The organism is Aeromonas sp. CD, assembly GCF_033349375.1.
GTDB classification, from domain to species: domain Bacteria; phylum Pseudomonadota; class Gammaproteobacteria; order Enterobacterales; family Aeromonadaceae; genus Aeromonas; species Aeromonas hydrophila.
In genome coordinates, this window is the sequence record NZ_CP137631.1 from 3,818,067 (window position 1) to 3,832,676 (window position 14,610).

Annotated in this window: 12 protein-coding genes; 7 read left to right on the plus strand and 5 right to left on the minus strand. The window is 63.9% G+C overall.

Annotated features, from left to right (window positions below; genetic code table 11):
* The first annotated feature begins 5 nt into the window (after nucleotides 1-5).
* Nucleotides 6-1,433, plus strand: coding sequence for a PTS transporter subunit EIIC (locus R2E40_RS17635; RefSeq protein WP_024944285.1), 1,428 nt, complete (start codon nucleotides 6-8; stop codon nucleotides 1,431-1,433).
* 2 nt (nucleotides 1,434-1,435) lie between these two features.
* On the opposite strand, the gene R2E40_RS17640 is transcribed toward R2E40_RS17635, so the two are convergent.
* Nucleotides 1,436-2,308 carry a LysR family transcriptional regulator gene (locus R2E40_RS17640; protein ID WP_318164016.1) on the minus strand — a complete coding sequence of 291 codons (873 nt, stop codon included), beginning with the start codon at nucleotides 2,306-2,308 and terminating at the stop codon, nucleotides 1,436-1,438.
* Nucleotides 2,309-2,408: 100 nt separating this feature from the next.
* Here R2E40_RS17640 and R2E40_RS17645 point away from each other — a divergent pair, with 100 nt between their 5' ends.
* From R2E40_RS17645 to R2E40_RS17655, 3 genes are all read left to right on the plus strand, one after another.
* Nucleotides 2,409-3,425, plus strand: coding sequence for a zinc-binding alcohol dehydrogenase family protein (locus tag R2E40_RS17645; RefSeq protein WP_318164017.1), 1,017 nt, complete (start codon nucleotides 2,409-2,411; stop codon nucleotides 3,423-3,425).
* A gap of 527 nt (nucleotides 3,426-3,952) precedes the next feature.
* Nucleotides 3,953-4,831 (plus strand): 50S ribosomal protein L11 methyltransferase, encoded by an 879-nt coding sequence (gene prmA / locus R2E40_RS17650; RefSeq protein WP_005298012.1) that lies wholly within the window; start codon nucleotides 3,953-3,955, stop codon nucleotides 4,829-4,831.
* Between the two features lie 322 nt (nucleotides 4,832-5,153).
* Entirely contained in the window at nucleotides 5,154-5,717 is a 564-nt protein-coding gene (locus R2E40_RS17655) for a sugar O-acetyltransferase (RefSeq protein WP_318164018.1), read from the plus strand.
* A gap of 567 nt (nucleotides 5,718-6,284) precedes the next feature.
* On the opposite strand, the gene R2E40_RS17660 is transcribed toward R2E40_RS17655, so the two are convergent.
* A complete protein-coding gene (locus R2E40_RS17660; RefSeq protein WP_011707121.1) occupies nucleotides 6,285-6,833 on the minus strand; it encodes an NAD(P)H nitroreductase in 549 nt (182 codons plus the stop codon).
* Nucleotides 6,834-6,939: 106 nt separating this feature from the next.
* Nucleotides 6,940-8,955 (minus strand): NADPH-dependent 2,4-dienoyl-CoA reductase, encoded by a 2,016-nt coding sequence (locus R2E40_RS17665; protein WP_318164019.1) that lies wholly within the window; start codon nucleotides 8,953-8,955, stop codon nucleotides 6,940-6,942.
* Between the two features lie 310 nt (nucleotides 8,956-9,265).
* Here R2E40_RS17665 and sppA point away from each other — a divergent pair, with 310 nt between their 5' ends.
* Nucleotides 9,266-11,110, plus strand: coding sequence for a signal peptide peptidase SppA (gene sppA / locus R2E40_RS17670; protein ID WP_318164020.1), 1,845 nt, complete (start codon nucleotides 9,266-9,268; stop codon nucleotides 11,108-11,110).
* Between the two features lie 64 nt (nucleotides 11,111-11,174).
* Here the strand turns inward: sppA and R2E40_RS17675 are convergent, their stop codons facing one another.
* Nucleotides 11,175-11,732, minus strand: a complete 558-nt coding sequence (locus R2E40_RS17675; protein WP_318164021.1) for an NUDIX domain-containing protein — start codon at nucleotides 11,730-11,732, stop codon at nucleotides 11,175-11,177.
* Between the two features lie 6 nt (nucleotides 11,733-11,738).
* Nucleotides 11,739-12,539, minus strand: a complete 801-nt coding sequence (locus R2E40_RS17680; RefSeq protein WP_202001721.1) for a DUF2989 domain-containing protein — start codon at nucleotides 12,537-12,539, stop codon at nucleotides 11,739-11,741.
* A 197-nt stretch (nucleotides 12,540-12,736) separates the two neighbouring features.
* Between R2E40_RS17680 and R2E40_RS17685 the strand changes: the two genes are divergently transcribed.
* Together R2E40_RS17685 and R2E40_RS17690 are read left to right on the plus strand one after the other, a co-directional pair.
* Nucleotides 12,737-14,167, plus strand: coding sequence for a glyceraldehyde-3-phosphate dehydrogenase (locus R2E40_RS17685; RefSeq protein ID WP_318164022.1), 1,431 nt, complete (start codon nucleotides 12,737-12,739; stop codon nucleotides 14,165-14,167).
* 40 nt (nucleotides 14,168-14,207) lie between these two features.
* On the plus strand, nucleotides 14,208-14,501 hold the full coding sequence (locus tag R2E40_RS17690) for a YeaC family protein (protein ID WP_318164023.1): 294 nt from the start codon (nucleotides 14,208-14,210) through the stop codon (nucleotides 14,499-14,501).
* Nucleotides 14,502-14,610 lie beyond the last annotated feature (109 nt).

Here is a 14,610-nt window from a genome sequence, read left to right on the forward strand (position 1 = left end):
CCCTTATGCCCGTACAGAACGCCAGACAGATCCTGACCCAAGCCCTGCAGCGACTCGGTTACGCCCTGTTGCTGCCGGTCTCCATCCTGCCGCTGGCCGCGCTGCTCTATCGGCTCGGCCAGCCGGACGTGCTGGATCTGGCGGTGCTCTCCCTCACCGGCCGCGCCCTGTTCAGCCAGATGCCGCTCATCTATGCGGTGGCCATCGCCTTCGGGCTGAGCCGCCAGGGTGAAGGCACCCAGGCGCTGGCCGGTGCGGTCAACTTTCTGCTGCTGAGCTCGGCGCTCGGCACCCTGGCCCCCGGCCTGCACAGCGACATGATCTGCGGCCTGCTGGCGGGATTGACCACCGCCATCGTCTACCCCTGGCTCAAGCGCCACCCCATGCCCCACTGGCTGCGGCTGGTCAACGGCGATTTCACCAGCCTGCTCGCCTCGGCGCTCACCTGTCTGCTGCTGGCCTTCCCCCTCGCGCTGCTCTGGCCGCTGCTGGAACAGGGCATCACCCTGCTCGCCTCCGAACTGCTCACCACCCCGTTCGGCGCCTTCTGCTACGGCGTGCTGAACCGGCTGCTGATCCCGCTCGGCCTGCATCAGGTGCTGGGCAGCCTCATCGGGCTGGGGGAGAGCAACCTGCAGGCGCTGGCCAGCGCCCAGCCGCTGCACGAAGGCTATGTGGCCGGGCTCTACCCCATCATCATGTTTGGCCTGCCGGGCGCCTGCTTCGCCATCTGGCTGCACCGCCAGCGCATGCAGCGATTGCCGCAGGGGGGATTGCTGCTCACCCTGGCGCTCACCTCGGCGCTGGTGGGCATCACCGAACCCATCGAGTTCCTGTTCGCCTTCACCGCCCCCTGGCTGTTTCTGGCCCACGCCCTGCTGACCGGCCTGTCGCTCGCCACCTGCAGCGCGCTCGGCATCAAGGTGGGCAGCTACTTCTCCGCCGGCCTGCTGGATCTGGTGCTGAGCTACCACGCCGGCGAGCACAGCTTCTGGCTCATTCCGGTCGGCATCCTGTTCTTCGTCGCCTACACATTGCTGTTCTATCAGCTGCTGGAGCGCACGCCCCTCAGCCTGCCGAGCAAGCCCATCGCCCCGGAACACCCACGCCTGGCCAGCGTCGCCCCCTCCGATCCCCAGATGCTGGCAATCCAGTACCTCAAGGTGCTGGGCGGCATGGACAACCTGCAGGCGATGAGCGTCTGTCTGACCCGCCTCAGCCTGCGGGTACGCGACATCTCGCTGGTGGATCAATCCCGCCTGCTGGGGCTGGGCTGTCTCTCCTGGATCCAGCTCAACGACCATCAGCTGGTACTGGTGCTGGGCCCCAACGCCAGCCTGATCGAGGGGCAGATCCGCATGCTGGCGGAGCGCCAGTCGGTGCCACTCGGCCTCAAGCCCAATCAGGAGTCCGCCGGCCAGAGCGGCTGGTAGCCTCAGGCAAACGGCAACCGCTCGGCGACAAAGTCCATCAGGCTGCGCAGGGCGGGGGCCAGATGCTCCCGACTCGGATAGATAAGGTAGAACGGGTTGGCCGGAATGGGGTGGCTCGGCAGTACCTTCTGCAATCGGCCACTCGCCAGATCCCCTTCGCAGACATGATGCGGCAGCAGGGCAATTCCCCCCTCGTTGATGGCCAGCTCCCGCAGCGCCAGCAGGCTGTTGCTCAGACAAGCCCCCTGCGGCCGCCAGCCTCCCTCCTGCAACGGCCACACCGGCAGCGACGTGTGCACCAGGCAGGCGTATCGCCCCAGCTCGCTCAGCTGTTGCGGCGTGCCGTGGGCCGCCAGATAGGCGGGCGCCGCCACCAGATGGCGCGGCACCTGACCGATGCGCCGGCAGATCAGGCTGGAGTCTTTCAGCGGCGCCGCCCGCAGCGCCAGATCGTAACCCTCCCCCACCAGATCGAGCTGCTCATCGCAGAGGGTCAGCTCCAGCACCACCTCCGGATAGAGGGCCCGAAACTCGGCCAGGATCCGGCCGAGCAGCAGGGTGCCGGTGGCCTCCGGTGCGGTGATCCGCACCCGGCCGGCCGGGGCCGCGCGCAGTCGCGCCATCGCCAGATTGGCGCTGCGAGCCAGCGTCAGCAGCCCCTGACAATGCTCCACATAGACCTCCCCCTGCGGGGTCAGGCTCAGCCGGCGGGTGGTGCGCTGCAACAGGCGCACCCCGAGCTGGGACTCGAGCCGCGAGATCTTCTGGCTGACCGAGGATTTGGGCATGCCGAGCAACTCGGCCGCCCCGGTGAAACTGCCCTGCTCCACCACGGTGGCGAACAGCCCCATCAGCTCCAGTTCGACATTGTTCATATATTCAAACAGTCTTTACCAATTACCCATCTTAATCTGAATAATCAACCAGACTAGAGTGGCTGGCAATCCCCATCCAACCGATTTGAAAGGAACTGCCATGAAAGCCATCGCCCTGACCCACTATCTGCCGAGCGATCACCCCCACTGCTTCATCGAAGCCAATCTGGCCGACCCGACACCGGGCCCGCGCGACCTGCTGGTGCGGGTCAAGGCCACCTCCATCAACCCGGTGGACACCAAGGTGCGTGCCCCCAAGGCCAAGGTCGAGAGCAGCCCGCGGGTGCTGGGCTGGGACGCCGTGGGCGAAGTGATCGCCGTCGGCCGCGAGGTGACCCTGTTCAAGGCGGGCGACCGGGTCTGGTATGCCGGCGACATCAGCCGCCCCGGCAGCAACAGCGCCCTGCAACTGGTGGATGAGCGCATCGCCGCCCTCGCCCCCACCAGCCTGAGCGACCTGGAAGCAGCCGCCCTGCCGCTCACCGCCATCACCGCCTGGGAGACCCTGTTCGAGCGCATGCGCCTCACCCGCGAGAGCCGCGGACGGCTGCTGATCATCGGCGGCGCCGGCGGGGTCGGCTCCATCGCCATCCAGCTGGCCCGCCAGCTCACCGGCATGGAGGTGATCGCCACCGCCTCGCGCCCCGAGACCGGGGCCTGGTGCCTGCAGATGGGGGCCCACCAGGTGGTGAGCCATCACCAGTTGCAGGAGGAGCTCACCGCCCTCGGCATCACTCAGGTGGACGCCATCTTCTGCACCAATGCCACCGAGCAGCACTGGGATGCCATGGCCAGCCTCATCAGCCCGTTCGGCCATATCTGCACCATCGCCGAATCGAGCGTGCCCTGGGACCTCTCCCTGCTCAAGAGCAAGAGTGTCACCTTCAGCCAGGAGTTCATGTTCACCCGCTCCCTGTTCCAGACCCCGGACATGGTCGAGCAGCACAACCTGCTGGGGCTGGTCGCCGCGCTGGTGGACCAGGGCGTGGTCAAGACCACCCTCAGCAAGGTGGTGGCCGAGCTGACCCCGACTACCCTGGCTCAGGCCCATGCCGAAGTGGAAGCCGGCCGCATGGTGGGCAAGCTGGTGATCGACATGAGCCAGTTCGGCAACTAATCCCTTATGGGTAAAAACTGCACCATCATGGGGTGAACTCACCAGTGACAAGCCCCATCACAGCACAGCTCACCTCAGGCAACAGACAGTCACCACGCAGCATCACCATAAAAAGAGCCAAAAAAAGGGGCCATCCCGCCGGGATGGCCCTAAATACCTGAACGTTGGGGTAACAATCACACACATATCCTTATGCAGGACCTCTGTATCTTTGCAGCTAGTGTGCCAATCCCGCCCCTATCCCCGCTTGCTTGCCACATTGCACCCTGCCACCGGGGTCTGCAGCCCCCGGCCAATCTGCAGGCAAAAAAAAAGCCACCCGAAGGTGGCTGAAAAAGATGACGGAACTTTCCTAGAGCAAAGCATTCAGCGGGAACAGGTTGCTTCCCGTCACCCAATGAGGAATACACGAACCGTGCCAACTCGGCAAAGTCCGCCTCCTCCACCACACTGCATGGGCAAACCACGACAGCACACGCCCATGATGATAGAATCCCGCGGTTTCACATTTATGAAGAGTCGACGCCATGCCCTGGATACAAATTCGAATCAACGCCACTGCCAAGACCGCAGACAAGGTGAGCAACATGCTGCTGGGGCGTGGTGCCCAGGCGGTGACCTTTATGGATGCCAAGGATGTGCCCGTCTATGAACCCATGCCGGGCGAAACCCCGCTGTGGGGCGAGACCGAAGTAATGGGGCTGTTCGACGCCGAAACCGATCCGGCCCCCACCATCGCCTTCTTCCAGCAGATCTTCGGTGAAGACGTGGGTTACAAGGTGGAGCAGCTGGAGGACAAGGACTGGGTGCGCGAGTGGATGGATCACTTCCACCCCATGCAGTTCGGCGAGCGGCTCTGGATCTGCCCGAGCTGGCGCGACGTGCCGAACCCCGATGCGGTCAACGTCATGCTGGACCCGGGTCTGGCCTTCGGTACCGGTACCCACCCCACCACGGCGCTCTGCCTGCAGTGGCTGGACGGGCTGGATCTGGCCGGTAAAACCGTGGTCGACTTTGGTTGCGGCTCCGGCATCCTCGGCATCGCCGCCCTGAAACTGGGCGCCGCCCGGGTCATCGGCATCGACATCGATCCGCAGGCCATCCAGGCCAGCCGTGACAACGCGATGCGCAATGGCGTCGCCGATCAGATCGAGCTCTACCTGCCGGCGGATCAGCCGCAAGATGTCGAAGCGGACGTGGTGGTCGCCAACATCCTGGCCGGCCCGCTGCGCGAGCTGGCGCCGCTTATCGCCGGCCACGGCAAAGCGGGCAGCCTGATGGCCCTCTCCGGCGTGCTGGAAAGCCAGGCGCCGGAGCTGGAAACCATCTACGGCCAGTGGTTCGAGATGGACCCGACCGCCGTCAAGGAAGAGTGGTGCCGCCTCTCCGGCCGCAAACTCGGCTGATAACCAACAAGCCACGGCAGCGGCCAACCCATCGGCCGCAAACTCGGCTGATAAACAACAAGCCACGGCAGTTGCCAACCCATCGGCCGCAAACTCGGCTGATAAGCAGCAAGCCACGGCAGCTGCCAATCCATCGGCCGCAAACTCGGCTAAGCGGCACTTGCCAAACTATCAACGGGGCTCCCACACGGGAGCCCCGTCTGTTTTCAAGCAACCATCTCTCTGATGCTGCCCGTAGCGGGCCGCTGATCACGGTTATCCGGCGGCCGGACCGCTAACATGTGAACCCCATGCGCCACCAAGGCAAGCCACAGGAGCCGCCATGACCGAGTACGACAAGATGATCGCCAGCCAGCCTTACAACTGCATGGCGCCGGAACTGGATCTGTTGCGCCGGGAGACGGCCCGCCTGTACCGCCGCTTCAATCGCAGCGACGAGGAGAATGAACAGCTGGCGCTGCTGCAGCAGATCGTCGGCGAGCTGGCCCAGGGGGCCTTCATCTGCCCGCCCCTCTACTGCACCTATGGCCGCCACATCCACCTTGGCGAGCGCAGCTACATCAACATGGGGGCCACCCTGCTGGACAACGCCCCCATTCGCATCGGCGCCGAGGTGATGATTGGGCCGAACGTGCAGATCTACACCGCCGCCCACGCGCTGGACGCCGATGAACGGATCCAGGGGATCGAAACGGCGCTGCCGGTCACCATCGAGGACAGGGTCTGGATCGGCGGCGGCGCCATTCTGCTGCCCGGTGTCACCATAGGGCGGGAGGCCATTGTGGGTGCTGGAGCCGTGGTCACCAAAGACGTGCCGGCCGGCGCCCGGGTAGTGGGCAACCCGGCCCGCGTGCTGCCCGCCAAAGGCAAGACGCCGGTGAGCTAGCAACACGTACCGAGAACTACCCGTAAAAGGTGAGTTTGCCGATCCTAAAGAGTTGAGGGTACCGGCACCTGCAAAGCGCCCATAAAAATGAAGCTCAATGTCATCAAGACCATGATGGCCTGTAAAAAGGTGGGTTTGCCGGTATTAGGGAGTTAAGGATACCGGCGCCTGAACAGCACCCATAAAAATGAAATCCAATGCCATCAAGACCATGATGGCCTGTAAAAAGGTGGGTTTGCCGGTTAAGGGTATTGGCATCTGAAAAACGCCCATAAAAATGAAGCCCAATGTCATCAAGACGTTGGGCTGTAAAAAGGTGCTACGGAATTGCGACTCTCATCGCAGAAAATTAGAAGGGGTCACCTTCTAAACTGGCACAGGGATATTAACGAGGCGCAAACGTTTTACATAGCGTAATAAACCAGGATTGAGAACGACATCTCACTATTTAAAAAATTCCCTGCCAGCCACGGCCTCCCTCTTGGCAATCTTCCAAATATCAGTACAGCCCGCCACCAGAAACAAAAAAGCCCTGACGAGTCAGGGCCTTGCCGGTAATGAAGCAGACTAGAAGCGGCGCACGAACTCGCTCACCGGCAGCTCGCGCAGCTTGCGGGCCTCCAGCATGGGGGTACCGAGGTAGAGGAAGCCCACCAGCTGATCCTCCGGTGTCAGTCCCAACCCTTCATTGATCTGCTCGTCGAAAATGAACCAGCCGGAGCGCCAGATGCCGTTGAAGCCCTGGGCCTGGGCCGCCATCTGCATCGCCATCAGGGCGCAGCCGGCGGAGAGCTCCTGCTCCAGCCGCGGCACCTTGGGATGCTCCTGATAGCGGGTTGCCACCGCAATCAGCAGCGGTGCGCGCAGCGGGGCCTCCTGACACTTCTTGATGCTCTCCTCATCCTCGCCGCGGCTGCGAGCGGCCTGTGCCAGCAGGGTGCCGAGCCGTTCACGCCCCTCCCCTTCGAACAGAATGAACTGCCAGGGGGTCAGGGTGCCGTGATCCGGCGCCCGCAGCCCGGCCTTGAGGATATTGTCGAGTACCTCGCCGCTCGGGGCGGGCTCGGCCAGACGACCACAGGAGTGACGATTCAGTAACAGGTGGAGGGCATCCATGGGCAGTTCCTTGTCAGGGGCTATGATGGCGCTACCTTAGCACAGCACCAGATGAAGAAAACCCCTGAGCATCAGGGGTTTGTCGCAATACGTGGCGGCCCGTCGACTAGATGACCGCCGCCAGTTCGGCCCCCTGGCGGATGGCGCGCTTGGCGTCCAGCTCGGCGGCCACGTCGGCGCCGCCGATGATGTGTACCGGTTTGCCCGCCGCCTGCAGACCGGCCTGCAACTCCTTGAGCGGCTCCTGGCCGGCGCAGATGATCACCTGATCCACCGGCAGGCACTGCTGCTGTTCACCCACCTGAATGTGAAGCCCCTCGTCGTCGATGCGCAGGTACTGCACGCCGGAGAGCATCTCCACCCTGCGGTTCTTGAGCACGGTGCGGTGGATCCAGCCGGTGGTCTTGCCAAGGCCGTCGCCCACCTTGCTCTCCTTGCGCTGCAGCAGCCAGACCTGGCGCTCGGGGGCGTCGATCACCGGGGCCATCAGGCCGCCGCGCTCGCCGAGCTGCTTGTCGATGCCCCACTCCTTGAGCCAGTGATCGCGACTGCGATCTCCCTTGCCCTCTACCAGGTATTCCGCCACGTCAAAGCCGATGCCGCCGGCGCCAATCACCGCCACCTTCTCGCCCACCGGCTTGTGATCCCGCAAGACATCGAGGTAGCTCATCACCTTGGCATGCTCGATGCCCGGGATGTTGGGGGTGCGCGGGCGGATGCCGGTGGCGAGGATCACCTCGTCAAAACCGCCGCCCAAGAGGCTCTCGGCACTCTGGCGTTGGCCCAGATAGAGCTCGACGCCGCACTTCTCCAGCCGCCTGGCAAAGTAGCGCAGGGTTTCGTGAAACTCCTCCTTGCCCGGGATCTGCTTGGCGAAGTTGAACTGGCCGCCGATTTCGCTGGCCTGATCGAACAGGCTCACCTGATGGCCGCGCTCGGCGGCGTAGCAGGCAAACGCCAGCCCGGCGGGACCGGCGCCCACCACCGCCAGCTTCTTGGGCTGGGGCACCCGGCCGAAGGTGAGCTCGGTCTCGAAGCAGGCGCGCGGGTTGACCAGGCAGGAGGCCCGCTTCTGTTTGAACACGTGATCCAGGCAGGCCTGGTTGCAGGCGATGCAGGTGTTGATCTCGTCCGCCCGGTTCTCGGCAGCCTTGATGACAAATTCGGGGTCGGCCAGGAAGGGGCGCGCCATGGAGACCATATCCGCCTCGCCGCCCGCCAGAATGCGCTCGGCCACCTCGGGGGTATTGATGCGGTTGGTGGTGATGAGCGGTACCTTGAGGTGTTTTTTCAGCTCGGCGGTCACCCAGCTGAAGGCGCCGCGCGGGACGCTGGTGGCGATGGTGGGAATGCGCGCCTCGTGCCAGCCGATGCCGGTGTTGATGAGGGTGACCCCCACCTGCTCCAGCGCCTTGCCAAGGGCGATCACTTCCTCCAGGGAGGAGCCCTGCTCCACCAGATCCAGCATGGAGAGGCGGAAAATGATGATGAAATCCGGCCCGACCCGCTCGCGGATGGCGCGGACAATCTCCACTGGGAAGCGCATGCGGTTTTCGCTGCAGCCACCCCAGCCATCGGTGCGCTTGTTGGTGCGCTCGCAGATGAACTGGTTGATGAGATAGCCTTCCGACCCCATCACCTCGACCCCGTCGTAACCCGCACTCCTGGCCAGTTGCGCGGTGGCGGCGAAGTCGCGGATGGTGCCGCGGATCTGGCGCTCGCTCATGGCGCGCGGCTTGAATGGAGAGATGGGGGCCTTGAGGGCGCTCGGCGCCAGGCTGAATGGATGATAGGCGTAGCGGCCGGCATGGAGGATCTGCAGCGCTATCTTGCCCCCCCCCTGATGCACCGCACTGGTCACCTTCTTGTGCTTGGCCACCTGCCAGGGAAAGCTCAGCTGGGAGCCGTGGGGCACCAGCCGGCCACGCAGGTTGGGGGCGATGCCGCCGGTCACGATGAGGCCGACCCCGCCCCGGGCCCGCTCGCCATAGAAGGCGGCCAGCTTGTCAAAGCCCCCCTTCTCCTCTTCGAGGCCGGTGTGCATGGATCCCATCAACACGCGGTTGCGCAGCTGGGTAAAGCCGAGATCGAGGGGGGTCAGCAGGGTCGGGTAACGGCTCATCATGAACTCCTTTTCGAGGCCGGGCTGGATGGCACCACGCCCATCCTCCGCCGTCCGGGCTCAAGCCCAAGACACGGCAGCTGGATGCGTGGGCGGCTCACAGGGCCTCCAGTTAATTTTTTGTTATCAAACCGAGGCTAGAGTAAAGAATCGAAAATGCTTTTTCAAACAAATGTTTGGACAATTTTTCGGCGAACAGACGTGTTCCGAACAACCGGGCTCCGATCCTGTCCAAGCGGAAATGGCATTTCACCGGCCAACTGGTTAATAATGGCGCTTCCCTCCCCATTAACAGGGCGATAACGCGACTATGTCTATTTTCAAAGGTCTGGGTTGGCTGTTTCGCAGCCTGTGGCGCCTGCTCAATTTCACCCGGCTGATGCTGGTCAATCTGCTGTTTCTCGTCGTGGTCTTGATCATCGTCTTCAGCGTCAGCCAGAAAGAGGCGCCCAGCGCCCCCATCGAAGGGGCCCTCACCCTCAATCTCTCCGGCGTGCTGGTGGAACAGCGCTCGCAGACCGATCCCACGGTGCAGCTGCTGCGCCAGGTGGACAACAGCGACGAGCTGCCCAGCGAGATCGTCCTCTCCGATCTGCTGTGGGCCATCAAAAGCGCCAAGGATGACGATCGCATCAAGGCGCTGGTGATCAAACCGCAGGGGCTGCAGGGCACCAGCTTCTCCAAACTGCAGGAGGTGGCGAGCGCCATCGATGCCTTCAAGGAGAGCGGCAAGCCAGTCATTGCCATGGCCGACTTCTACACCCAGGGCCAATATCTGCTGGCCGCCCACGCCGATCACGTGCTGCTCAACCAGAGCGGCGCCGTGGTGATCGAGGGGCTCGGCGTCTACCAGACCTACTACAAGTCGGCGCTGGAGAAACTCAACATCACCCCGCACGTGTTCAAGGTCGGCACCTACAAATCCTTCGTCGAACCCTATACCCGTGACGAGATGTCCCCCGAGAGCAAGGAGGCGAACCAGCGCTGGCTGGATCAGCTGTGGCAATCCTATGTGGCCGACGTGGCCGAGCAGCGGGAGATCGAACCGGACGCCGTGGCGCCGGGCAAGGATCGCTTCCTCGAGCTGCTGCGCAAGGCCGGCGGCAACGCCGCCAACTACGCCCTCGACAACGGTCTGGTGGACCAGCTGGCCACCCGCGACGAGATGACCCAGGCGGTGATCAAGGAAGTGGGCGAGAGCGATGACCACGGCTGGAAGGGCGTGGGCCTCAAGGAGTACCTGGCCGCCATTCCGAGCCAGTATCCCCAGAGCGGCAAGGATGAGGTGGGCCTCATCGTCGCCAGCGGCGCCATCATGGATGGCGTCCAGCCAGCCGGCACCATCGGCGGCGACAGCCTCGCCGACCTGCTGGCCGATGCCCGCCGCGACGACACGGTGAAAGCCCTGGTGCTGCGGGTCGACAGCCCGGGCGGCAGCGCCTTCGCCGCCGAGCAGATCCGCGCCGAGCTGCTGGCCCTCAAGCAGGCCGGCAAGCCGGTGGTGATCTCCATGGGCAGCTACGCCGCCTCCGGCGGCTACTGGATCTCCGCCGATGCAGACAAGATCTTCGCCTCCCCCACCACCCTCACCGGCTCCATCGGGGTGTTCGGCATGTTCGCCACCATCGACAAGGCGCTCTCCCAGTACGGGGTGCACACCGACGGCATCGGCACCACCGACTATGTCGGCGTCGGCCTGACCCGAGCCCTGCCGGAACACGTCGGCCAGGCGATCCAGCTGAGCGTGGAAGATACCTACCAGCGTTTCGTCGGTCTGGTCAGCAAGGGCCGTGGCCTGAGCCCGGAAGAGACCGAGAAAGCGGCCGAGGGCCGGGTCTGGACCGGTCAGGATGCCAAGGCGCTGGGACTGGTGGACGAGTTTGGCGATCAGGAGGCGGCCATCAAGGCGGCAGCCGAGCTGGCCAACCTCAAGGAGTGGCAGGTCACCCCCATCGAGCAGGAAGAGTCGGCCAAAGACAAGTTCCTGCGCCAGCTGTTCGACAGCAGCGCCCAAGTGCTGGCTTCCCACCTGCAGAGCTGGTTGCCGGCCGGGCTCGGCAAGGCGCTGGTGGAGGTAAACCGCAACCTGGGCCCGCTGACCCGCTTCAACGATCCGCAGGGCACCTACGCCCTCTGCCCGGTCTGTACGCCCTGAGCGGCAGCAAACGCAAAAAACCGCCCTAGGGCGGTTTTTTTACATCTGCCTCAAGGGGCCCGAGTCACGCCAGCAGGCCGGATTCGTGCCAGTGGTGCAGTTCGGCCAGCACCCGGGTCTCCCGCACCGTCCACTGGGGGCAAGGGCCCGCCAGCTGGGTCTTGTTGGTCTGCAGCGCCTCGGCCAGCTCGAACCAGCCGGGGGTGAAACCGAGCCTTATCTCGTAGGGCTGGGGCTGGGGTTCGCACCACGCCTCCCCCACCTGACAGAGGTAGTAGAAGGAGCGGATGCAGTAGGCGTCGTAGTCGGTCTCGCGGGCCGGCCGGTACTCCCGCGTCTCGCCGAGCAGGGCACCGACCGCCACCAGCTCGGCGCCGCACTCTTCGCGCAGCTCGCGCGCGAGGGCCGTGCGGTGGGACTCCCCTTGCTCGATACCGCCACCGGGAAACATCAGATCGCCGTTGACCCGGGAATGCACCAGCAGCAGTTGATCACCGCGCAGCACGACGGCCCTGACGGTGACCCGCTCCAGCTGGCGGCCATCGGTGTTGACCCGACCGTGGGTGAGCCGGATGTCGAAGGGGTGTGGCCAGTCGCTGGCCAGGGATTCAATGTGGTTCATCAGGGTTCAGGGACGATAGGTCCCGCTTTTCAGTTGTTCGACCAGGGTGGCGGCCTGGCTGTCTAGGCTCTCCTGCTCTTGCTTGCTCAGGGAGTGATAGAGGCTAAAACGGGTGGCCGACACCTCGGCGGCATTCTGGAACGACTCGCTCACCTTGCCCCACAGATAAGCCTGCCCGTACTGCTTCTGGCCCATGTAGAGGGTGCTGAGGGAGGTGAGGATCCGGCCGTTGACCTGCTCCCCTTCCCGGTAGAGGGAGAGGGCGTGCTGCATCAGCGCGATGGCCTTTTGCGGCTCGCTCTTGGCATAGATGCCGCCGAGCGCCAGTTGCAGCTCGGGCTCCTCCAGCACGGGTTGCCCCTCCAGCGCCAGAAACTGCTGGCGAGCCAGCTCGTTGGTGTTGTTGGTCCAGTGCCACAGCAGCAGGTAGGGATCTGTGGCGTTGCGGGTGGCGGCATCAAGCTGGGCCAGCTGTTCGCCGGCCGCCAGCATCCCCTCCACCCGCGGGCTCTTCTGCTCGCGGGCCCGCTTGTACTCGATGTTGGTGGAGCGTTCGGCGCATTTGAGATAACGCTCCAGGCTGCGCATCAACTCGTACTGGCGCCGCTCACTCCCCTCCGCCTGCAGGTAGTAGCGGGCCCGGATGATGTCGCTGCGCTCGTAACGACACCAGCCATCGTCCACCAGATCCTGACAGAGGGCCGGGTAATTGGCGCAGATGTTGTGGATCCTGTCATCGTCACAGGCGGTGAGCAGCAGGCCGCAACAGAGGCCAAACAACAGGGAACGAGCTGGAAAAGGGGTCATGGTTCATATCTTGTTGGTAACAATTGCAGCCTGCCATGGCCACCCTTGGCTAGCAAACAGATTACATATCCATTACAATGCGCGCGCCGTATAAGGCCGCGACTGCAGAATAATATAACGAAATATACACCCCTACACTGATCTGCATTCGACGAATTTCTATTTGCCCCAACAACGTGAAATAAAGGATCTGGTTAATGACCCACGAGCACTATCTGCAGGCGTGGCAGGAGAGCCAGGAGCTCGCCGAAGCCATGCAACCCTTGATCGGTCGCCTCTACCGCCAGCAGGGGATCGAGATCACCATCTTCGGCCGCCCGCTGCAAAACGCCTCCACCATCGATATCCTCAAGGCCCACCGGGTCGTTCGCCGCCACCAGGGAGCTCCCCTCCCGATCCAACAGAGCTTCCCCCTGCTGCAAGCCATCCAGGCCCTGAACCCGACCGCCGCCGAGATCGATCTGGGCAAGCTGGCCGTGGGTTACTGGCAGGATCACCAGGATGAAGCCGGCATCGACGACTACCTGCGTGCCAAGCTGGCACCGGCCCTGGGCCGCGGCGTGCCAGCCCCCACCGACGTTGTGCTGTACGGCTTTGGCCGCATCGGCCGCCTGCTGGCCCGGCTGCTGATCGAGCGCACCGGCGCCGCCAACTCCTTGCGGCTGCGCGCCATCGTGGTGCGCGGCGGCCGCGACGGTGATCTGGAGAAGCGTGCCAGCCTGCTGCGCCGCGACTCGGTGCACGGCCCCTTCAACGGCTCCATCGAGGTGGATGTGGAACGCAGCGCCATCATCGCCAATGGCACCTTCATCCAGGTGATCTACGCAAACAGCCCGGCCGACATCGACTACACCGCCTACGGCATTCACGATGCGCTGATCGTCGACAACACAGGGGTCTGGCGAGACGAGGCCGGTTTGTCTGAACACCTCAAGGCGCGCGGCGCCGCCCGGGTGCTGCTGACCGCTCCCGGCAAGGGGGAGATGAAGAACGTGGTGTTCGGGGTCAACCACGAGGTGATCGGGCCCGATGACAAGATCATCTCCGCCGCCTCCTGCACCACCAACGCCATCACCCCGGTGCTCAAGGTGATGCAGGACAAGTACGGCATCCGCCACGGCCACGTGGAGACGGTCCACTCCTACACCAACGACCAGAACCTCATCGACAACTATCACAAGGGCGAGCGCCGCGGTCGCAGCGCGGCCCTCAACATGGTGATGACCAGCACCGGCGCCGCCAAGGCGGTGGCCAAGGCGCTGCCCGAGCTCAAGGGCAAGCTGACCGGCAACGCCATCCGGGTGCCCACCCCCAACGTGTCGCTGGCCATCATCAACCTGTCGCTGGACCAGACCACCGATCGGGAGAGCCTCAACGCCTATCTGCAACAGATGGCGCTGAGCTCGGCCCTGCATCGCCAGATCGACTTCAGCGCCAGCACCGAGCTGGTCTCCTCCGACATGGTGGGCTCCCGTTTTGCGGGTATCGTCGACTCCCAGGCCACCATCGCCGAGGGGGATCACTGCGTGCTCTACGTATGGTATGACAACGAGTTCGGGTACAGTTGTCAGGTAGTGCGGGTGATGGAGCAGATGGCTGGCGCAGTCCGCCAGGATCTGCCGGCCTGATCCCGATTCGTCATGGCTCAATGTGCAAGGAGAAGGCCGGATGTCGTTTCAACAAGGTGAGTTTCTACAAGCAATCAGGCAGATGCCCACAGAGGTGTACGAGCGCCTCAAGACGGCAGTCGAGCTCGGCAAGTGGCCCGATGGCAAGCCGCTCACCGACGAGCAGAAGGCCACTTCCCTGCAGGCGGTGATGGCCTGGCAGGCGATGCACCTCGACAACCCCGAGCACATGAACATCGGCCGTGACGGCGAGATAGTGATGAAGAGCAAGAGCGAGCTCAAGCGTCAGTATCGCGACGAGGAAGAGATAGTGCGGGTCGACCTCAACCATTGAGTCAGACCCGCCAGGCCGCCCGTGGCGGCCACAACAGAGAGGGGAGCCAATATGGCTCCCCTCTCTTTTTCCTGACATATCCCCCTCATCCCCGGCCCTTCTCCCGCCA